This is a genomic window from Candidatus Aeolococcus gillhamiae, assembly GCF_016464765.1.
GTDB lineage: Bacteria > Chloroflexota > Dormibacteria > Aeolococcales > Aeolococcaceae > Aeolococcus > Aeolococcus gillhamiae.
Genome location: NZ_JAEKNS010000131.1, coordinates 62,258 through 82,467, shown reverse-complemented (window position 1 = coordinate 82,467; position 20,210 = coordinate 62,258). Strand labels below are relative to the sequence as shown.

Sequence of the window (20,210 nt, the reverse complement as noted above, 5' to 3'; positions counted from 1 at the left end):
GCAGCCAACGCGAGAAGCGATTGTGACGTGACGACCCCCGAGGACGGCTCCGGGCAACCTCAACGCCGGGCGACCTACCGCGTCCAGCTGCGCGCCGAGTTCGACTTTGCAGCGACCGCTGCGCAGGCGGATTACCTCGCCGAGCTGGGAATCAGCCACGTCTACTGCTCCCCGTACACGCAGGCCGCGGCGGGCAGCACGCACGGGTACGACGTCGTCGACGCGACGCGCATCAGCGATGACCTCGGCGGTGAGAATGGTCACCGCGCGATGACGGACACGCTTCGCGCGCACGGTCTCAGCCAGCTGCTCGACATCGTGCCCAACCACATGTCGATCGCCGACCCGCGCAACCGCTGGTGGTGGGACGTCCTCGCCGACGGCCAGGGCTCGCCGTACGCCTCGTTCTTCGACATCGACTGGGAGGTTGATGAGCCCAGGCTGCGGCACCGCATCCTCCTTCCTGTGCTCGATGACCAGATCGGCCGGGTTCTCGAGGACGGCCTGATTCGGCTGGTCAGCGAGCAGGGCGCGCTGCTCGTCGCGTACCACGACAATCGCTACCCACTGTCCGTCGAGACCACCGCCGAGCTGCTGGCGGCCGCTCGCGAGCCGCGGGTGGTCGAGGTCGTCGCCATGGTCGCCCAGCTACCGATGGGAGCCGACGAGCTGAGCCGGCGAGAGCGCTTCACCGCGCGCCACGCCGTCGGCGAGAGCGTGGCTCGGGTCCTCGATGCCACAGTGGCGGGGCCGGCCGTCGAAGCGCTGCTCAGCGAGATCAACCTCGATGTCGGCGCGCTCGACCGCATCCTCAACGAGCAACACCACCGCCTGGCGCGGTGGAAGACGGCCGTCGAGGAGGTGAACTACCGGCGCTTCTTCGACATCAACAACCTGGTCGCGCTGCGCATGGAGGATCCGGAGGTCTTCGCGGAGAGCACCGCGCTGATCGCTCAGCTCGTTCACAGCGGAGACGTCGACGGACTGCGCGTCGACCACATCGATGGGCTGCGCCGGCCCATCCAGTACGCGCAGCGGCTGCGCGACACCACCACACCGAGCACCTGGCTGCTCGCCGAGAAGATCCTCGAGCACGACGAGCAGCCGCCGCCGTGGGCGCTCGACGGCACCAGCGGCTACGACTTCCTCGCGGCCGTCAATGGCATCTTCGTCGACCGTGCCGGGCATGAAGCGCTCGTCGCGATCCACGAGGAGATCACCGGCCAGCCATCCGGCTTCCGCTCCTTCGCGCTCGACGGCAAGCGCGAGATCCTGCGCACCACGCTGGTCAGTGACGTCGAGCGACTGACCGGACTGCTCGCCACCATCTGCGACGCCTATCCCGCCCAGCGCGACCACACCCACAGCGAGATCCGCGAAGCGATCGTCGAGCTCGTCGCGGCCGTCCCCGTCTACAGAACCTACATCGACCCGCGCACTCCCCCGCCGTCGGAAGTCGACGCGGCCAGGATCCGCCGCGCAGCCCGCGCCGCGCATGGCAACGCACCAGAGGTGGACGAACGGCTGCTCGATTTCATCGCCGACCTGTTCGTGCTCGGCGAGGCGAAGGACATCGTCACCGCGGAGGAAGACATGCACCTCGCCCAGAACGACCTCGTGCTGCGCCTCCAACAGCTCTGCGCCGCCACCACCGCCAAGGGTGTGGAGGACACGGCTTGCTACCGCCACCTGGTGCTCGTCTCGCTCAACGAGGTCGGCGATTCGCCCGCGCACTTCGGCCTGGAGCTCACCGACTTCCACGCGCGCAACGAGCGCACCCAGGAGGCACGCCCGCTGGCACTTCTGGCCACCTCCACCCACGACACCAAGCGCAGCGAGGACGTCCGCTGTCGCCTCGACCTGCTCAGCGAGGTTCCCGAGGAATGGGGTGCGGCGGTGCACCGCTGGATGGCGATGAACAGCGCGCTCCGAAGGCAAGGCCTCGTGGACTCGGCGATGGAATACCTGCTGTACCAGACCCTCGTGGGCGCCTGGCCGCTGAGCCCGGACCGCGCGGTGACGTACATGGACAAGGCAGCCCACGAGGCCAAGCGACAGACCAGCTGGCTACAGCCGGACGAGGCGTACGACGCGGCTCTGCGCGCCTTCGTCACCGCGGTGCTGGCGGACCCGCGCTTCGTCGCCGACCTCGAGGGCTTCGTGAACACGCTGGTCGACTGGGGCCGCGTCAACTCCCTGGGCACCACTCTCCTCAAGCTGTCGTCGCCGGGGATCCCCGACATCTACCAGGGCTGCGAGTTGTGGGACTTGAGCCTCGTCGACCCCGACAACCGCCGTCCGGTCGACTACCAGCTCCGTCGTTCGCTGCTGGCGGCCGGGCGCGGCCGCAGCGCCGCCGCCGCCTGGGAGGCCGATCGGGACAGCGGCGCCGCCAAGCTCCTCCTTGTCCGCGATGCGCTGGCACTGCGTGTGCGTCGTCCCGAGGCCTTCGATGCGCGGGGCGCGTACACGCCCATGCGGGCCGAGGGCGACTTCTCCGATGATGTCATCGCCTTCATCCGGGGTGTCCCCGCAGCGGTGATCGCGATCGCACAACGCCGCTCTCTCACGCGGAGAGGGCAATGGGGAGACACCATGATCCCGCTGCCCAACGGTGACTGGCGCAATCTCTGCGACGGTGCCACGGTCTCCCGCGGTGCGCGCCTCGCCGACCTGCTCGCCGACTTCCCTGTGGCCCTCCTGGAGCGGGCCGGGTGACGGTGGGCAACATCCCCGCCTGGCCGGGCCGCCCCTACCCGCTGGGGGCGACGGTCCACGAGGACGGCACCAACTTTGCGCTGTTCGCGTCCGAGGCCGACGCGGTGGAGCTCGTGCTTCTCGACGAATCCGGTGGCATGCTCGCCGCCTACGACCTTCTCGAGCAGACCGACCTCGTCTGGCACGGCTTCGTTCCGCGCGTCGGTGCGGGAGCCCGGTACGGGTATCGCGTCCACGGCGCCTACGACGCCAACCTGGGGCTGCGTCACAACCCCTACAAACTGCTCCTCGATCCATACGCGCGCGCGATCGCCGGGCCTGTGAAGTGGGGACCCGAGGTGTTCGGGTACCCGTGGGGCGCGAGCGACGACGAGGTGAGCGACCTCGATTCGGCGGAACAGATGCCCCACAGCGTGGTCATCGACACCAGCTTCGACTGGAGCGGCGAGAGGCGTCCTGACGTTGCCTGGAGCGACACGATCATCTACGAGACACACGTGCGCGGCTTCACCATGCGTCACCCGGGCGTTCCCGACAACCTGCGGGGCACCTACGCGGGGCTGGCCCATCCCGCCGCCATCGAGCACTTCACCTCTCTCGGCATCACCTCCGTCGAGCTGATGCCGGTGCACCACTTCGTCGATCCGCAGCATCTGGTCGACCAAGGGCTGACCAACTACTGGGGGTACGACAGCATCGGGTACTTCGCCCCGGAGCGACGCTACGCCTCCGCTGGCGAGAACGGCGAACAGGTCGCCGAGTTCCAGGCCATGGTCAAGGCGCTGCACGCCGCCGGACTCGAGATCATCCTCGACGTGGTGTACAACCACACCGCTGAGGGAAATGAGCTCGGCCCCACCCTCTGCTTCAAGGGCATCGACAACCGCTCATATTACCGGCTCGTCGAGGACAACCCTCGCTTCTATTACGACGTGACCGGCACCGGCAACAGCCTCAACGCGGGCTCCCCGGCAACGCTGCAGATGATCATGGACTCGCTTCGCTACTGGGTGAACGAGATGCACGTCGACGGCTTCCGATTCGATCTCGCATCCGCCCTGGCGCGGCAGTTCTACGACGTCGATCGCCTCTCCGCCTTTTTCGACATCATCCATCAGGACCCCACCCTGGCCCACGTCAAGCTGATCGCAGAACCGTGGGATGTCGGCGAGGGCGGTTACCAGGTGGGCAACTTCCCGGTGCGCTGGGCGGAGTGGAACGGCAAGTACCGCGACTGTGTACGCGACTACTGGCGCGGCCAGGTCGCGGGCGTCGGCGCGCTGGCCAACCGTCTCACCGGCAGCAGCGACCTCTATCAGGACGACGGCCGCTCCCCCTTCAGCAGCATCAACTTCGTCACCGCGCACGATGGCTTCACCCTCCGCGACCTGGTCTCGTACAACGAGAAGCACAATGGGGCCAACGGCGAGGACAACCGCGACGGCGCCGACGACAACCGCTCCTGGAACTGCGGGGCTGAGGGTGAGACCGACGACGCCGAGGTACTGGCCCTGCGCGCGCGCCAGCAGCGCAACCTCATCGCCACGGTTCTGCTGTCGCAGGGATGCCCGATGTTGGTGGCGGGTGACGACATCGGTCGCACCCAGCGCGGCAATAACAACGCGTACTGCCAGGCCAACGAGATCTCATGGCTGGACTGGTCCAAGGTCGACGAACCGCTGTTCCAGTTCACGCGCCGCCTGATCGCGCTGCGCGCCGAGCAACCGGTGCTGCGCCGGCAGCGCTTCTTCGAGGGTCAGGTCGGACGGGGGCAGCGCCGCAAGGACGTCGCCTGGTTCGACGACGAGGGCACGGAGATGACCGAGGCGGACTGGGATGACGAATCGCGACGCAGCCTGGCGATGCTCCTCAACGGCGACGAGATCCCCGACCACACCGAGGATGGGCGCCATATCCGCGGTGACACGCTGCTGATCATCTTCCACTCGCTGCACAAGGACATGTCCTGGAACCTGCCCCGAGGGTGGGGCGACCACTGGGAGGTTCTGCTCGACACCACCGACGACGCCGTCACGGACGCACCGCGGACGATCGAATCGTCGGCGACCCTGCACGTCACGGCGCGCTCGCTGGTGGTGCTGCGCCGCGTCTGAGCCGCGCTTCAGCGGGCCAGCGGCAGGGTCAGCTCGAAGACCGTGGCGTGGTCATCCCCATCAACCAGGGCGACGTCCCCACCGTGGCGTCGCGCCACCTCGCGCGTGAAGTAGAGACCCAGCCCGATGCCGGGGATGTGCGAGTTGGCGGCGGTCACCACGCGGCCGAAGCGGGTGAAGAGCTTGTCGCGGTCCTCAGGTGCGATCCCCAGACCATGGTCGGCAACGCGAATGCGGGCGGTCTCCGCGTCGTCCGTGACGCGACAGACCACCTCGCCGCCGTTCGGCGAGTACTTGACGGCGTTGTCGATAATGTTGCGCAGAGCGAGCACCACGCGCTCCGAGTCGACCCGCGCGAGGACCGGCTCGTCGGGCAGCTCGACATGCAGCTGGTGCTGCGCCGAGGCGCGTGGCGCCACCGACTCGGCGGCTTCGCGGACCAGCGCGCGCACGTCGACCGTCTCGGTCTGCGCGCGGACGGGAATGTCCTCGACGCGAGCAGCGACCAGCATGTCGTTGACCAGCCCGTTCATCTCGTCGGTGCGGCGTTCGAGGATCTTCATGACCTCGTCGAGCGGCCCGGCGATGTCGCCGAAGAACCCGCCGCGGATCAGCGAGAGGTAGCCGTGAAGGACTGTGAGCGGGCTGCGCAGCTCGTGTGACGCGAGGCGGAGCAGATCGGTCTTGACGCGCTCCACGGATTCCATCCCGGCGGCGCGCTCGGCCAGCTCCGCACGGGCCTCGATGAGCACCTCGTCGAGGTGCACGGAGCGGAGCGGCTGAGCGGCCGTCCGGGCGATGGCGTCGAGGACCTGGCTGTCGTCGGCGGTGAACCCGTCGGATCGCCGCCTGCTGACGCAGAGGATGGCGATGTGCTCCCCGCCTGCCGAGATCGGTGCCACCAGGAGGTGGCTGAGGCCGTCGTAGGTCGCGCGCAGAGCGGCGCTGATCCCCGCGATGGACGCGACCGCCTCATCGAGCGTGCCGGCCTCCGGACGCCCGGCGGCGAGCGCCAGGCGACTCAGCTGCTCGCCTCCCAGCGGCCACCTGCTGCCGGTCGGGACGCTCTCGCCGAACGGATCGTGACAGCCGGCCACGATCATCTCGTCGCCGTCGATCCAGGAGATCACCCCACGGTCGGAGCGCGTCTCCAGGACCGCACGGTGGAGGACGCGCGCGATCAGCGACTCGCCAGGAGGCGCGGAGTTGAAGTCCTCGACCAGCTCCGGGATGAGCGCCGCGGCGGTCGCCTGGTTGAACGTGTGGGCGCCCGGCATCGTCCGCCGTCCAACTCCATCCTGGGTCTTCATGGGCCCGTGGATGGTATCGATTCTCGGCGGCGGGGGCCAGACCCCCCATGGACCGTCACCATTCAGCAGGCGGGCTGTCAACAACCGTCTCCGCGCCAGCGGCCCGACCGCCTAGTCTGGCCGCCGTGACCACCCCGCCCATCCATATCGCACGCTTCCACGAGCTGAGCGCCCGCACCTTCCACGACATCGTGCGGCTTCGCCTGGACACCTTCATCGTGGAGCAGGACGCCCCATATCACGAGCTCGACGGCCGGGACCTGCTCGACAGCACAGAGCACCTCTGGGTCGAGATCGACGGAGAGCCGGTCTCCTATCTGCGTACCTATCCCGGTCCAGAGGCCGCAACCTGGATCGGCCGGGTGGTCACCGCCCCCGCCCACCGCGGCCGGGGTCTGAGCACCCTCCTCATGCACCATGCGCTCGACCGCGTGCCCCGGCCGGTGCGGATCGCCGCCCAGGAGCGGCTGACCCCGTGGTACGCGGGCATGGGATTCGAGCGGTGTGGCCCTGACTTCGTCGAGGACGGTATCGCCCACACACCGATGCGACTAGGCCCCGGATAGGCGGGTTCGGCCTGTCGAGGCGGGGTCACGATGTCGTGTCAGGCCACGAACATCGGACGTCCGCGTGCCCGCGGTGGTTCACGCTCGGCCCTCCGGGCGCCCCGATCCAGGCCCGGACTTGCGAGGTCCTCACACACGTATGCGCCCAGTCAGCAAGCAGAGCGGGCGGCGGACAGTCATCGCCGCGCTCGTCGCTTCCGTGGTCGCTCTGTTGTCCGTTCCGGCCGCGCTGGCCGCCGGGTCAGCGACCCTCTACCCCAATGGGGTCGCCGGCACGCGTGCCAACACGGAGTGGCGGACCAGCACGTACGGCGGCGGCGCGGTGTTCCGGCGGACCCTGCTCCACGCCTATGCCACCGCTGGCGAGTACCTGCTCATGGGTTCGACAGCTATCGGTGTCGGTGCGGCCGACGTCATGGTCTGGGATCCCGGCCTGGTCGCCGGCACCGTGGGCCTGGAGTCGGTGCCGACGACGACCTCATACAGCTGTGCAGCGCAGCGATCCACGAGCGGTGTCGCCGCTCAGGGAAAGATCGTCAGCCGTGGCGAGGAGCTCGCCGGGCCCGACACGGTGCCCTCTAGCGTGCCCAACGGGTACACACCCTGCTACTACCAAGTCCCCAGCACGGGCATCTACAGCATCGCGATGATCGGACCGTCCGGACCCAGCAGCGACGCGGATGGCGGGGTGGCTGCGGATGTAGGGCTCGCCAGTGCCAGTGACTTCAACGCCAGCCAGCTCACCTCGGTGGCCGGCTGGGACGTGACTGTGCGGGACAGCCTCGCCGATGCCACCACCACCCGACCCGGCCGCCTGTACACGTTTACGCTGGCACTCTTCACCGGCGGCAACGGCCGCCCCGCCGATCTCATCAACTACGTGGTCACGCCTGACGGGTACCGCTATAAGGTCGACGACCATGGGATGGATCCGAACGGATGGATCCAGTACGCGAACAGGCTCGGCTTCCTGGACCCGGACGGCAAGACGCCGCTGTACCACGACGCGGTGGCGGTGAACAGCGGGCATCCCGCGCAGCTCACCAGCATACAGGGTGGAGTCATCTTCGCCAGGCCTGAGTTCCCGATGTTCTTCGAGCCGCCCGCCCCCGCGGCGCTGACCGCGCTCGGCATTCCGCTCGCTCCCACCGCTCCGCAGGTTAGCTCGCTCACCTTCCGCGGCATCAAGCGGCCCGCTGTCGCGTCGCCCCAGTCCGGCGGGTCATTCTCCTTCACGTCGTCGGTCACGGGCGTCTACCAGATCGTGATCAGCCACGATGGTGTCAACTTCGACCCCACCAACCCGCAGAACCGCGTGCTGCGCGGCTCCGCGGTGGCGGGGCCCCAGAAGGTGGCCTGGGACGGCAAGGACAACTCCGGCGCGTACCTGCCGATCAAGAGCGCCGCATACCCGTACCGCGTGGGCATCCATGGCGGTGAGTACCACCTCCCCTTCGTCGACGTCGAGAACAACATCCAGGGTGGCCCATCGATCACCTTGCTCAACCCACCCAACGGCGTGTGTCCCGCGCTCAACGGCGGCTGCTCCGGCGCCTTCTACGACGACCGCGGCTACTCGACGACGACGGGACAGACCGTTGGCACAGCGGGCACCGTTCTGTGCGGTCTGAACCCACCGACGGTGGCGTTCAGCGACCCCGTGCTCGGCTATGACACGACCTCGAACCAGCGTGCCTTCGGCACCCCCGTCGGCGGCAACGCCAACGTGCCCTGCCTCGGAAACTTCGGCGACACCAAGGGTCTCGACCTCTGGACGTACTACGCGGCCGCCCCGGTCAACGGTGAGCTCACCGTCGGCGATCAGCCGGCGCCTGCCGGCTCACCCCTGTCCAGCTCGGACTCGCCCTCTGCCGCGGCGCCGCCGGCCACGCTCTCGACACCGCAGACCGGGACGGCCCTCGCAGGGCCGTTCGCCGGAGGTGCGGTTCTCACTATTCTCGGGATGGGTCTGGCGGCGGTCACGGGGCGGCGCCGGACGGCCATCCAGGCGCCCCGTACCCCGACTAGCGTGACTCGCCCAGGTCGCTGACCAATGACCCCACCACCTGCTTGGCGTCGCCGAACAGCATGGTGGTGTTGGGAAGGTGGTAGAGCTCGTTGCCGATGCCGGCGAAACCGGGGCCCATGCTCCGCTTGATCACCAGAACGCTTCCCGCGTTGTCGACGTCGAGGATCGGCATGCCGTAGACGGGGCTGCCCGGCTCGTTCTTGGCGGCGGGGTTGGTGACGTCGTTGGCGCCGATGACGATGGCCACGTCGGCGCGGGAGAGCAGCTCGTTGGCCTCGTCGAGTTCGACCATGTGGTCGTACGGCACGTCCGCCTCGGCCAGGAGAACGTTCATGTGCCCCGGCATCCGCCCCGCGACGGGGTGAATGGCGAAGCGCACCTGGGTGCCGTTGCGCTCGAGCGCATCGGACAGCTCGCGGACCTTGTGCTGCGCCTGGGCAACCGCCATGCCGTATCCGGGGATGATGACCACCAGGCGCGCTCCGTCGAGGATGGCGGCGCCGTCAACGCTGGTGCCGCTGCGCACCGGCCGGTCGTCTTCGCCCTCGGCCTTCGCCGACATGGTGACCTGTCCGAACGCGCCGAAGAGGATGTTGCGGAAGTTGCGGTTCATCGCCTTGGACATCACCACCGCCAGGATGAAACCGGAGGAGCCGTCGAGCGCACCGGCGATCTCGAGAACCTTGTTGTCGAGGGCGAAACCCATCGCCACCGCCGAGAGTCCCGCGTAGGAGTTGAGCAGAGCGATCACGGTGGGCATGTCCGCGCCGCCGATGGGGATGATCAGCAGCACGCCGAAGACGACCGCGGCCGCGACCACCACCGCGAACACCACCGCATTGCTCGGATCGATCGCCAGCCAGGCGATGCCGGCCAGCGCGATCGCCAGGATGGACAGGTTGACGACGTTCTGGCCGCGGTAGACGACAGGTCGTCCCTGGATGATCTCCTGCAGCTTGCCGAACGCCATCAGGCTGCCGGTGACGGTGAGGCCGCCGAGCAGCACCTCGATGCCCAGGACCACCATGGTGAAGCGGTCGAGGTTGGGCTGGCGGATGATGTACTCGGCGACGCCGACAAGCGTGGCGGCGGCCGCGCCGAAGGCATGAGAGAGCGCGGTCCTCTGCGGCATCGCGGTCATGGGCACGAAGGCCGCCAGGGGCAGGCCGATTGCAGTGCCTCCCGCCAGGCCGACGATGATCCAGGTGAACTGGGTCACCTCGGGGCGGACGAACGTGCCCAACACGGCGAGGACCATGCCGATCTCACCGGCGAGGACGCCGCGCCGCGCGGTGTGCGGCGCAGTCATCCACTTGATGGCGAAGATGAACGACAGCCCCGCCGCCAGGTACATGTACTGGACGATGTTCTCGCGCATCAGCTGCGCTTCCGGAACATGCGCAGCATGCGGTCGGTGAGCAGGAAGCCGCCGATCACGTTCGATGATGAGGCTGCGATGGCGATGGTCCCGAGCACGGTCGTGGTGACTGAATGCGCGCTCCCGACGATGACGATGGAACCGACCAGCGCGATGCCGGAGATGGCGTTGGTGAGCGACATCAGCGGCGTGTGCAGCAGCTGTGGAACGCGCCGAATCAGCTCGAAGCCGAGGAAGGAGGCCAGGAGGAACACGTAGAGGCCGGTCTCGATGCTCATGACGTCACCGTGCTCGGGGCGTCTGCCGCCGTGGCGCTGAGCAGCCCGGCAACGCGCTCGTTGACGAGCTTGCCGTCACGCGCGACCAGCGTGCCCTGCACGATGGGATCCTCGCCGTCGAGGTCGATGTCGCCCTCCTTGGCGATGTGCAGCACGAAGTTGGCGAGGTTGCGGGCGAGCATCTGGCTGGCGTCCTGGGGGACCGTGGCGGCCAGGTTCTCCGCCCCGACCAGGATGACCCCGCCGATGGCCACCGTCTTGCCGGCGACGGTGCCCTCGCAGTTGCCGCCGCGCTCGGCGGCGAGGTCGACGATCACCGAGCCCGGCTTCATCCCCTTGATCGCCGCCGCGGTCACCAGGATCGGCGACCTCTGCCCGGGAACCAGCGCGGTGGTGACCAGGACGTCGCTGCCGCCGATCTCGGCGGCGAGAGCCTCCTGCTGGCGCGCCAGCTCATCCGCGTCAGCACCGGTCGCGTATCCCGAGGCGTCCTCGCCACCGGCGGCGACGTCGGCCAGGTCGACGAAGCGCGCGCCGAGGCTCTCGATCTGCTCGCGCACCGCGGCGCGCACGTCGTAGGCGCTCACGTTGGCGCCGAGGCGGCGCGCTGTGGCGATCGCCTGCAACCCGGCCACACCGGCGCCGAGCACCAGCACCTTGGCAGGAGGGATGGTGCCGGCGGCGTAGGTCAGCATCGGGAAGAGCCGCGGTGCCAACGACGCGGCCAGGATGACCGCCTTGTAGCCGGCCACCGTCGCCTGTGACGAGAGCACGTCCATCGGCTGGGCCCTGGTGATGCGCGGCAGCAGGTCGATCGCAAGGATGGTGGCGCCCGTCTCGGCGAGGCGCTGCATCGCGGCGGGCTCGCCGAGCGGGTCGAAGAGCCCCGCCAGGACGTGGGAGCTTCCGACGCCTTCCCAGGTAGCGGCACCGGGGCCGCTGCCGCGCACGCAGAGCAGTACCGAAGCCTCCTTCAGAACCTCGGCGGTGGAGGCGGCGATCGTCGCGCCGACCGCGGTGTATTCCTCGTCTGGCCAGCCCGCGGCGGCACCCGCGTTGCTCTGCACCACAACGGCGTGCTCGGCCGCGACCAGCGCACGCACGCTCGCGGGGCTGGCGGCAACGCGCCGCTCGCCGTCACCCGTCTCGTCCGCGATTCCGACGGTCGGCGTCATCCGTGGACCGTCGGGCCCGCTGGCGGAATGCTCATGAAGGTGTCGGATTATGTCGATCCGGGCCGCTCGCGCTCCTTCTGAGCTCTACACCACCAGGTTGACGACCCGGTCCACGACCACGACCACCTTGCGGGGCTCGACGCCGCCGAGCAGCTCGGCAACTCGCGGCAGTTCGAGAGCGCGCTGGCGCAGCTCGTCCTGGCTCGTGCCCGCCGGCACGGTGAGCGTGCCGCGCAACTTGCCGTTGACCTGCACGGCCACCTCCACCTCGGCGCGTGCCGCCAGGGCGGGATCGTGCTCGGGCCAACCGCCTCGGGTGTGCACCGAGCCGTCGTGCCCAGTGCGCTGCCACAGCTCCTCGGTGATGTGCGGCGCGAAGGGCGCCAGACAGAGCAGCAGCGTTTGGGCGTCGACACGCCGGCCGCGACCCTCCGTTGCCTCGTGGTCGAGTTCGCGAGCGAACTCCATGAGCTGGGCGATGGCGGTGTTGAAGTGCAGCCCGGCGATGTCCTCATCGACGCCGCCGATGAGGCGGTGGCGACGGCGCTCGCGCTGCTCATCGTCGACGTCGGCGGTGGCGTTCTGGGTGGCCCGCCAGACGCGGTGCAGGAAACGCGTGATCCCGGTGATGCCCTCGTCGCGGAAGTCGCCGCCCGCTGTGTACGGCCCGAGGAACATCAGGTAAAGACGGAAGGTGTCCGCTCCGTACCTATCGATGTATTCGTCGGGGTTGACCACGTTGCCGCGGCTCTTCGACATCTTGAAGCCGTCCTTGACGATCATCCCGTGGGCGCGGAAGCTGGTGTACGGCTCCGGCTCATCGACCAGGCCGATGCCGTGTAGGGCGCGCATCACGAAGCGCGCGTAGAGCAGGTGGCGGACGGCGTGCTCGTTGCCGCCGATGTACATGTCAACGGGCAGCCAGCGCCGCGTCCGCTCCGGATCAAAGGCGACGTCGTCGAAGTCGGTCGACGGGTAGCGCAGGTGGTACCAGGACGAGTCGAGGAACGTGTCGCTGACGTCGGTCTCGCGTCGCGCCGGGCCGCCGCACTTCGGACAGGTCACGTTGACCCAGTCCTCGACGGTGGCCAGCGGCGAGACGCCGGTGCCGGTGGGCCGGAAGTCGGTGACCTCGGGCAGCAACACCGGCAGGTCCTCGTCTGGAACCGGTACCTGGCCGTCCTTCGTGCAGTGAATGATCGGGATCGGCGGCCCCCAGTAGCGCTGGCGCGAGATCAGCCAGTCGCGCAGCCGGTACGTGATGGTGGCCTCGCCGCGGTGCGTGTTCTCGAGGCGCTCGACGATGCGCCGCCGTGCCTCCTCGGACGGCAACCCGTCGAGGTCGCCACTGTTCGCCATCGTCCCCTGACCGGTGTACGTGCCGTCAACCGGCTGCGCGGGGACGATGACCTCGGTCACCGGGAGCGAGTGCGCCGTCGCGAAGGCATGGTCGCGCTCGTCGTGGGCGGGCACGGCCATGATCGCGCCCGTTCCGTAGTCATAGAGGACGTACGGCGCCGCCCAGACCGCAAGCCGGTCTCCGGTGAGCGGATGGATCGCCGACGAGCCCAGATCGATGCCGATCGAGAAGTCGGGCTCGGCCTCCGGTCCCGGGAGGCGGTTGCGCCAGGCGTTCAGCTCACCGCGCCGCTCGGCCGGGACGAACTCCTCGAGTTGGGGGTGGTCGGCGGCGATCACCACGAAGGTGGCGCCGTACAAGGTATCCGGGCGCGTGGTGAAGACGGCGACGTCCTTGCGCTCGCATCCCTCGAGGTCGAAGACGATGCGCGCACCCTCGCGGCGGCCAATCCAGTTGCGCTGCATCAGCTTGGTCGACTCCGACCAGTCGAGCGTGTCCAGGGCGTCGAGCAGCTCCTGCGCGTAGTTGGTGATCTTCAGCCACCACTGGCGCAGCCAGCGCGTCTCGACTACCGAGCCGCAACGCTCGCACCGTCCCTGCTCGACCTGTTCGTTGGCGAGCACAGTGAGACAGGACGGGCACCACAGCACCGCGCCGTCCCGCCATTCCACCAGGCCCGCCTTGAAGAGCTGCAGGAAAATCCACTGCGTCCAGCGGTAGTAGGACGGATCCGCCGTGTTCACCTGGTGGTCCCAGTCGAACATGGCGCCGATCATCTTCAGCTGGTTGTCACGGAAGTTGGCCACGGCGCGGCGCATCACCACGGCGGGGTGCTCGCCGATCTTCAGCGCGTAGTTCTCGCTGTGGATCCCGAAGGCGTCGAATCCCATCGGCTCGAACACGTTGTCCCCGTGGAGCCGTCGCCAGCGCCCGTAGATGTCGCACCCACTGTAGGGCACCATGTGACCGACGTGCAGTCCCTCGGCCGACGGGTACGGAAACATCGAAAGGTTGAAGAAGGGCCGGTCCGATGAGTTGAGGTCGGTCCGGTAGTCGCCGCGCTCGTCCCAGATGCGGCGCCACTTTGCTTCGACCACGGAGGGCTCGTAGACGTCGAGCGCGCGCGACGCGGTCGTACTCGGGACAGATGTGGTGTCGGTCATGTCAATGGCAAGGGTAGCCGAGCCCCGGCCCGCTACAGTCCAAACGTGCCCGATCGCGCGTTCAGGACGCTCGCCGAAGGCGGCGCCTACTTCGAGGGGCCGCGCTGGCGCGACGGCAAGTGGTGGGTGTCGGACATGTACCGCCACGCCGTGTTCAGCGTCACGCCGGACGGGGCGGAGACGGAGGTGGTCCATGTGGAGGGCCAGCCCTCGGGGCTCGGCTGGCTCCCCGACGGGTCGCTGCTGGTGGCGTCGATGCGCGACCACAGGCTGCTGCGTCGCGATCCCGACGGCACGATGACCGTCCACGCTGACCTGTCAGCAGTGTGCACGGGTCTGCTCAACGACCTCGTCGTCGACCACCAGGGCCGCGCCTGGGTCGGTGACTTCGGCTTCGACCTCTACGCCTTCGACGACCCCGTGACCACCTCGCTGAAACGGGTCGACCCCGACGGCAGCCTGACCATCGCGGCAAGGGACCTGATCTTTCCCAACGGTACGGTCATCACCCCGGACGGCCGCACCCTGATCGTCGGCGAAACCCTGGGCAATCGCTACACCTCCTTCCACGTCGCCGACGACGGCTCGCTGCAGGAGCTGCGCGGTGTGGGCACAGCTCGGTCCCGAGGTGGAGCTCGGTGACGCGATGACCACCCTGGGTCAGCTCCGGGTCGCGCCTGACGGGTGCACCCTCGACGCGGAGAACCGCATTTGGGTTGCCGACGGCATCGGCGGCCGCTGCATCCGAGTCGCCCAGGGCGGCGAGATCGTCTATGAAGTCAAGCCTCCCGGAGGCCTCGGCGTCTTCGCGTGCGCTCTCGGGGGGGAGTCGGGAACCACGCTGCTGCTCTGCTGCGCGCCTGACTACTTCGAGAACAACCGGCGTGAAGCCCGGGAGGCGGTGTTGATCACCACCGAGGTCAGCGTCCCCCACGCCGGGCTTCCTTAGCCAGCCGCCGGTACCATATGCGTTGTTCGGCGTGCCGCCGGGCGTCCACGCCGACGTAGCTCAGTGGTAGAGCAACCGCCTCGTAAGCGGTAGGTCGTCAGTTCAATCCTGACCGTCGGCTCCAGTTGCTGATTTTGTATTCAAATGCAGCGACTGCTACCCCTGTACAACGGGTGTCAGCGCCCATCGCCACGCCCGAGTGGCGGGCGACGTCGGTCAGGGACAACCCGCGCACGTGCATTGCGTAGCGCAGCTCGGCACCGAAGGTGATGCGACTGTTCACAACCTCATAACCCATCGTTGAGCACGTTTCGGACACAGCCGCGCGAGTTGGCCCGCGTCAGGCGGCTACCAACGGCTGTCGCGCGGCCTTCGCCCAGGCAGTTGGTGCGTCAGAACCCGCCCACCCCAGGGTGCACAATCGTGGTCATGAGAACGAGGCTCCGCCGGCTCGCTCTTACAGTCTGCCTAGTCGCCGGAGTGGGCGCATGAGGGGCGAGCCCGGCCCCGGTTCGGAATGTGCGGATCGCGCCTCCGAACCGACTATCGGACGCGATCCAGCTCACCACAACGCAGGCGATGGGCGGCTCGCCTATCCCCGGCGCGCTCGTGATCTCGAATCCGGGCGGTGCATTCGACCTCAATCCGCGCGGCTGCAAACCTGAGTTCACCGTCGTACTGACGATCGGCAACTCCCCGCCATCCGTTGCATGGCCGGCAAAGTGCGCCGCCGGTGCCTACGTGATTCCGCACGGCACCACCAGGCTGGCAGTCTCCGTTGCGACCACGTATCCGGGTTGCCTCCAAGCGGGTGGATCCGAGTCACGGATCCCACCCTGCTCCGCGACCGGGCCTCCCCCGCTGCCACCCGGCGTGTACAACGCCGTGCTCGTGTGGAGCACAGCGGTGCCGCCGATGCCGGCCGCGGACCCCGTTTCGGTGATGGTCCTGGCCAAGACGTCGTAGGCTCGGCCCACGGCCGGACCATGCTCGGCGACGCGCCACGTCCCGAGCAGCCGGGCGTGGGCTACTTGCCGGCGCCGAAATACACACCTGATTGGTGACACTATGTGTACCTACGTCGGGCGCGAGCCAGGAGAAGATGAAAAGGGCCGCGGGCACGATGGGCGCCGAGCGTCGCGGTGGCCATCGGCAGATCCATTGCGGGGTCGTAGATGACCGCGAAAAGCCCCTCCGTGGATGGTGCGCCGCCCCGGCGCCGCAGGAGGATCCTACGATCAGCATGCATAACCGGTCGGCCAACGACGGGGCGGAGGCGGCGTCGTGAGTTGACCCCAGCGGGTCGGTCTTCTCGCTTCCGGCGCGCCTGGCCAAGGAAAGCCGCGCGCCCGCCGCGCGGATCCGTAAGGCCCCCCCGGCGGGATGGTGCGGACACGACGTGCAGCTGACTCCGACCGGGGATGGCCCAACCATTGACCAGGTTGGCGAGGCGGGTCGGTACCGCGACCGGGTAGTGATGGCTGCAGCTATGGGTACTGCGTGGATGTGACAACCGGTCCGATGTGACGCTCGGGCGGACGAGCCAGGAGAGGGAGGACATTCGCCCGCATCCAGGGCGAGCCGAATTGGGTCGCAATCTGATCGAGAGTCTCCGCGTTTTCGGCCACGATCACGAGGAAGGCGTCTTTGTCCGATGTCTGGACAACGAAAAAACTCTCGAACTTGTCAATCGTCCGCATCTGCGGCTCAAGATCGTTGCGGGCTTTGACGAATAACGCCGGGTCGATCACGACGTTGAAGTGGAGATGGTTCACCACAGCGTGCATGTGGGGATCTTATGAGCACGCGGTGAGGCCGGGCACAGAGCACCGCCACCTTGTCTCTCGAGTGGACTGCCAGAGAAGAGGCAGTTGCGCCATAGGCAATCGCTTACTGAGCTCCGCCACGTGGCGTATTCCGATCGACCAGGTTGTTGAAACCGGCTCCCCGCAGTCGGGCAGTGGTCGGGCGCGCCGGACGACAGCAGGTGCGAGGGGATACCATCCGCGCACCAGCCCGGCGATATGGCCGGGCTCAGGACGCAGCGGAGAACATCTATGCCAACCGTCATCGGCCATCACGATGTGAAGGACACCAAGCACTGGCTTGCCTCTCCGAAGCGCGAAGAGGTCTTCGGACCCCTCGGCGTCACCAACATCCGGACGTTCGTCGACCCGGAGAACCCGACCCGGGTTGCGGTGCTCATGGACGTTGCAGACCTGGATGCCCTCAGGGCCGCGATGCAGACGCAGCCGATGGCCGACGCAATGGCGTATGACGGCGTGGTGCCTGAATCCCTGGTGATGCTCGTCGAAGCGTAGTTCACTGCTGGGCGAAGCTTGCCGTGTGAACGGGCACCGCTGCCGTCGACACAAAGGGGCCCTAGCCTTGAACGAGAAAGACGCTTCGGGCCGCCTCGTCAGCCAACGACGTCGGCAGCGAATGGTTACTCGGGGCGGCCAAGTTTCGTGACCGGACCGCGTGCCTTCCGGTTGGTCGTCAGTTCAATCCTGACCGTCGGCTCCCGCTACCTCACGGGGTGGGCTTCGCTATCCCACAGGAGTTCTTCAGGTAGTCTGTGATCTGCGTGCCCGCCGTGGAGACGGACGCCGCACTGATGCCGGATAGGGCCGCGGAGACGCCCTGGATGGTCGTGGCTGATTGCACCTTCGCGGTGGCCGTGTCGTAGGCGGCGCGCAGGCTGTGGAACGCGGACGCGATCTCGCTCGGGGCCGAGCTGTCCAGCGCGTCGATCGCGCTGGCAGCGGTGGCGAAGAGTTGCTTCAGAGAGGTGACGTCCGGCGTGGCACCAGGACTGACGTGGGTGAACCCTGCGCTGGTGTGCGACAGCTGTGCGACCGCCGCGGCGGCTTGGACGCAGAAGGACGACCCGCCGTTGGCGGCCGCCGAAGTCGGCGTCGCTGTCGATACGGCTGTCGCCGCTCCCGACGAGGGGGTGCTCGAGGAACCGCACGAGCTGAGCGCGAGAACGGCGGCTCCCGCGAGGAAGGCCCCTGGGGCGATGGGTAGACGATGCACGGTGCAATCTCCTCTGTGACTGCGCTGACGGGGGCCACGCCGAGCGGCGGGGGCCGCGATGATCGCATAGCGCAGCAGGCGGCCTCAGCTCGGCACGCCCCGCGTCGATTGTCTGGCCCTGTGTAGCGGTTCGCGTGCCACCTGTATTGTGGTGAGCGCATCAGGTATCACGGAGGCTCGTGATCGAGCAGCAGGCGGAGCGACGCCCCATCGGTTGGTGGCTCAAGCGAGCGGACGCTTGCCTCAGGCAGGCGTTCGAGGACGCGCTCGCTGGGTTGGCCATCACCCGACGGCAGTGGCAGGTGCTGGAATCGCTGGCGCGTGCTCCTCGGCCGGAGGCTGAGATCCTCCGCGCGCTCGACAATTTCGCGGGGGCCGCGAGTGCCGTGGATCAACTGCGCGACCGCGAGTTCGTGGTCGACGGTCGGGACGGAGCGCTGGCGTTGACCCCGGCCGGGCTGTCAGCGCATGCGGACGCGGGGGCGCGCGTCGCGACCGTTCGGGAAGCAGTTGCTACCGCGCTGCCTGCAGACGACTATCCGACACTCATCCGGCTCCTGGGTCAGCTCATCGACGGCGTCGAACGCTCGCCACAGGTGGGTCGCTAGCGCACCGGTTCTGATTTAGCTTCCGGTTGCGCACGGAGACGGCCTCCCGTGCACGCTATGCCGGAGCCCCAGCGGCTTGCAGCAGGCGGAACTCGTTGCCCGACGGGTCGCGGAACGCTGCGTCGACACCGTACGGGCGCTCGGCGGCGGGACGCGTGAATTCAATTCCCTTCGCCTTCAGGTCCTCGTACGTCGCGAAGCAGTCATCCGTTGAAAGGACGATCGAGCTCAACATGCCCTTGGCAACCGCGGACTTGACATGCGCGGCTGTCTCTTCGTCCATTGGATGCCCGGGGACCGCCAACACGATCGCAAGATCCGGCTGGCTGAACGAAGTCACCGCGAGCCAGCGGTAGTCGCCGTTCTTGACGTCTTCACGCACCGCGAACCCCAATTTGTCAAAGAACGCGAGCGCCTCATCGTGGTTCCGGACCCAGAGTGTGGCGTGGCTTACCTGTACAGACATAGTATTCATCCCTCTGTGGCGGCGCGCCGAGGTGGCTCACCTACGAGTTCATCCTAGCGACCCTAGTGGCCTCAGTCTTCTCGATTCCTGCTCGATCGCGGGCGGCTCACCGCCTCGTAGATACAGGTCGGCATCATCGCCTGCGCAAAGGGTGACGGGAAATGCTCGCGATAGTGCGTCGGGCTCTCCCCAAACGAGCGGCGAAAGGCCGTAGTGAACGAGCCAACACTCGACAACCCGACCGTAACGCAGACCTGCGCAACGTTGTAGTCGGTGTTGCGCAGCAGCGCTGCGGCGCGCTCCATCCGTCGCGTCAGCAGATACTAGTGCGGTGTTTCCCCAAAGGCGTTACGGAACTGGCGCGTGAAGTGCGCGGGGGATCGATGCGCGGCGCGCGCAACGATGGCCACGTTGATCGGTTCACGGTAATGCGCATCGATGAAGTCCCGCGCGCGAAGCAGATGCCGTTCGGTTTGCGTCTCCACCAGCGCCATCATGATCAGTATCGCAAGGTGCCGTGGTTCGCCCGTGGCGGTGGCCTCCGCCAGCCTCCCGGGCCCAGCACCAGCCCGGGCCTCCCCTCGCCTCTGTGTCAACGCGCCGTTACGATGACGGCGTGAACGAACCGCGGCGCGGCGTCTTCGGCTGGCTTCCGCCGGCGCTGCGAACGTTGGAGCGCAAGCTCGGTGCCGATCGCGAAGGCCGCACGCTCTGGGTGTGGGTCGTGCCCGCATCCACGCTTGTGGTCACCTTTGTCGTCCTCGCGTTCATCGGCGTCCAGGGCAAGGTGGACCTTGCCCTGACCATCCCCATGGCCCTTGTGCTGTCGGTATTTCTGGGATCGCTGTCGGCCTTCTACCTCACGGCCGCCAGCTCAGACGAGCGCGACAAAGACGACGGGCCCGACGACCGCCGCGGACCCGGATCCCCGCCGGAACAGCCCTCGCCGCCGGACACCGAGGTCACGCCAGCCATCGTTCGGGTGCCGAGCGGACCGGCTCGCGGCGCCGAGCAACCGGTGCCCGCCGAGTACGGGGTCCCGGCCCGGCGCTGACCC

At 68.0% G+C, this 20,210-nt stretch carries 20 protein-coding genes and 1 tRNA gene; 11 read left to right on the top strand and 10 right to left on the bottom strand.

Features of this window, described 5'->3' with window-relative positions:
• Positions 1–27 precede the first annotated feature (27 nt).
• Both treY and glgX read left to right on the top strand, forming a co-directional pair.
• Entirely contained in the window at positions 28–2,718 is a 2,691-nt protein-coding gene (gene treY / locus JF886_RS13095; protein WP_337313161.1) for a malto-oligosyltrehalose synthase, read from the top strand.
• Positions 2,715–4,832: a glycogen debranching protein GlgX gene (gene glgX / locus JF886_RS13090; RefSeq protein ID WP_337313159.1), complete on the top strand. Its 2,118-nt coding sequence runs from the start codon at positions 2,715–2,717 to the stop codon at positions 4,830–4,832. Before treY ends, glgX begins: the two co-directional genes overlap by 4 nt.
• Positions 4,833–4,840: 8 nt before the next feature.
• On the opposite strand, the gene JF886_RS13085 is transcribed toward glgX, so the two are convergent.
• Positions 4,841–6,142: a sensor histidine kinase gene (locus tag JF886_RS13085; protein ID WP_337313156.1), complete on the bottom strand. Its 1,302-nt coding sequence runs from the start codon at positions 6,140–6,142 to the stop codon at positions 4,841–4,843.
• Positions 6,143–6,267: 125 nt separating this feature from the next.
• Between JF886_RS13085 and JF886_RS13080 the strand changes: the two genes are divergently transcribed.
• A complete protein-coding gene (locus JF886_RS13080) occupies positions 6,268–6,708 on the top strand; it encodes a GNAT family N-acetyltransferase (protein ID WP_337313154.1) in 441 nt (146 codons plus the stop codon).
• 139 nt (positions 6,709–6,847) lie between these two features.
• Entirely contained in the window at positions 6,848–8,758 is a 1,911-nt protein-coding gene (locus tag JF886_RS13075; RefSeq protein ID WP_337313152.1) for a hypothetical protein, read from the top strand.
• Here JF886_RS13075 and JF886_RS13070 read toward each other — a convergent pair.
• The 4 genes from JF886_RS13070 to leuS all read right to left on the bottom strand — a co-directional run bounded on the left by JF886_RS13070 (position 8,733) and on the right by leuS (position 14,091).
• Positions 8,733–10,115, bottom strand: coding sequence for an NAD(P)(+) transhydrogenase (Re/Si-specific) subunit beta (locus tag JF886_RS13070; RefSeq protein ID WP_337313151.1), 1,383 nt, complete (start codon positions 10,113–10,115; stop codon positions 8,733–8,735). The two genes, JF886_RS13075 and JF886_RS13070, sit on opposite strands and share 26 nt — an antisense overlap.
• Positions 10,115–10,393 (bottom strand): NAD(P) transhydrogenase subunit alpha part 2, encoded by a 279-nt coding sequence (locus tag JF886_RS13065; protein WP_337313149.1) that lies wholly within the window; start codon positions 10,391–10,393, stop codon positions 10,115–10,117. The genes JF886_RS13070 and JF886_RS13065 overlap by 1 nt, the downstream gene beginning before the upstream one ends.
• Positions 10,390–11,568, bottom strand: a complete 1,179-nt coding sequence (locus JF886_RS13060) for an NAD(P) transhydrogenase subunit alpha (RefSeq protein WP_337313147.1) — start codon at positions 11,566–11,568, stop codon at positions 10,390–10,392. The genes JF886_RS13065 and JF886_RS13060 overlap by 4 nt, the downstream gene beginning before the upstream one ends.
• A gap of 84 nt (positions 11,569–11,652) precedes the next feature.
• Positions 11,653–14,091, bottom strand: a complete 2,439-nt coding sequence (leuS, locus tag JF886_RS13055) for a leucine--tRNA ligase (RefSeq protein WP_337313144.1) — start codon at positions 14,089–14,091, stop codon at positions 11,653–11,655.
• Between the two features lie 45 nt (positions 14,092–14,136).
• Between leuS and JF886_RS13050 the strand changes: the two genes are divergently transcribed.
• The 4 genes from JF886_RS13050 to JF886_RS13035 all read left to right on the top strand — a co-directional run bounded on the left by JF886_RS13050 (position 14,137) and on the right by JF886_RS13035 (position 16,006).
• A complete protein-coding gene (locus JF886_RS13050) occupies positions 14,137–14,733 on the top strand; it encodes an SMP-30/gluconolactonase/LRE family protein (RefSeq protein ID WP_337313142.1) in 597 nt (198 codons plus the stop codon).
• Entirely contained in the window at positions 14,696–15,040 is a 345-nt protein-coding gene (locus JF886_RS13045) for an SMP-30/gluconolactonase/LRE family protein (RefSeq protein ID WP_337313140.1), read from the top strand. The genes JF886_RS13050 and JF886_RS13045 overlap by 38 nt, the downstream gene beginning before the upstream one ends.
• 49 nt (positions 15,041–15,089) lie before the next feature.
• Positions 15,090–15,164, top strand: a tRNA-Thr gene (locus JF886_RS13040).
• Between the two features lie 455 nt (positions 15,165–15,619).
• Positions 15,620–16,006 (top strand): hypothetical protein, encoded by a 387-nt coding sequence (locus JF886_RS13035; protein ID WP_337313138.1) that lies wholly within the window; start codon positions 15,620–15,622, stop codon positions 16,004–16,006.
• Positions 16,007–16,527: 521 nt separating this feature from the next.
• Here JF886_RS13035 and JF886_RS13030 read toward each other — a convergent pair.
• The gene (locus JF886_RS13030) at positions 16,528–16,827 is read right to left on the bottom strand and encodes a hypothetical protein (RefSeq protein WP_337313136.1); all 300 of its coding nucleotides are present in this window, start codon (positions 16,825–16,827) and stop codon (positions 16,528–16,530) included.
• Positions 16,828–17,097: 270 nt separating this feature from the next.
• Here JF886_RS13030 and JF886_RS13025 point away from each other — a divergent pair, with 270 nt between their 5' ends.
• A complete protein-coding gene (locus JF886_RS13025) occupies positions 17,098–17,361 on the top strand; it encodes a hypothetical protein (protein WP_337313134.1) in 264 nt (87 codons plus the stop codon).
• 211 nt (positions 17,362–17,572) lie between these two features.
• On the opposite strand, the gene JF886_RS13020 is transcribed toward JF886_RS13025, so the two are convergent.
• The gene (locus JF886_RS13020) at positions 17,573–18,079 is read right to left on the bottom strand and encodes a hypothetical protein (RefSeq protein WP_337313133.1); all 507 of its coding nucleotides are present in this window, start codon (positions 18,077–18,079) and stop codon (positions 17,573–17,575) included.
• Between the two features lie 179 nt (positions 18,080–18,258).
• On the opposite strand from JF886_RS13020, the gene JF886_RS13015 reads away from it, so the two are divergent.
• Positions 18,259–18,687: a MarR family winged helix-turn-helix transcriptional regulator gene (locus tag JF886_RS13015; RefSeq protein WP_337313131.1), complete on the top strand. Its 429-nt coding sequence runs from the start codon at positions 18,259–18,261 to the stop codon at positions 18,685–18,687.
• A 55-nt stretch (positions 18,688–18,742) separates the two neighbouring features.
• On the opposite strand, the gene JF886_RS13010 is transcribed toward JF886_RS13015, so the two are convergent.
• The 3 genes from JF886_RS13010 to JF886_RS13000 all read right to left on the bottom strand — a co-directional run bounded on the left by JF886_RS13010 (position 18,743) and on the right by JF886_RS13000 (position 19,650).
• Positions 18,743–19,153 (bottom strand): VOC family protein, encoded by a 411-nt coding sequence (locus tag JF886_RS13010; RefSeq protein ID WP_337313129.1) that lies wholly within the window; start codon positions 19,151–19,153, stop codon positions 18,743–18,745.
• 71 nt (positions 19,154–19,224) lie between these two features.
• Complete coding sequence (locus JF886_RS13005; RefSeq protein WP_337313185.1) at positions 19,225–19,470, bottom strand: helix-turn-helix domain-containing protein; 246 nt, start codon at positions 19,468–19,470, stop codon at positions 19,225–19,227.
• A gap of 6 nt (positions 19,471–19,476) precedes the next feature.
• Entirely contained in the window at positions 19,477–19,650 is a 174-nt protein-coding gene (locus tag JF886_RS13000) for an AraC family transcriptional regulator (RefSeq protein WP_337313126.1), read from the bottom strand.
• A gap of 119 nt (positions 19,651–19,769) precedes the next feature.
• Here JF886_RS13000 and JF886_RS12995 point away from each other — a divergent pair, with 119 nt between their 5' ends.
• Positions 19,770–20,207: a hypothetical protein gene (locus tag JF886_RS12995; RefSeq protein ID WP_337313125.1), complete on the top strand. Its 438-nt coding sequence runs from the start codon at positions 19,770–19,772 to the stop codon at positions 20,205–20,207.
• Positions 20,208–20,210: the final 3 nt, after the last annotated feature.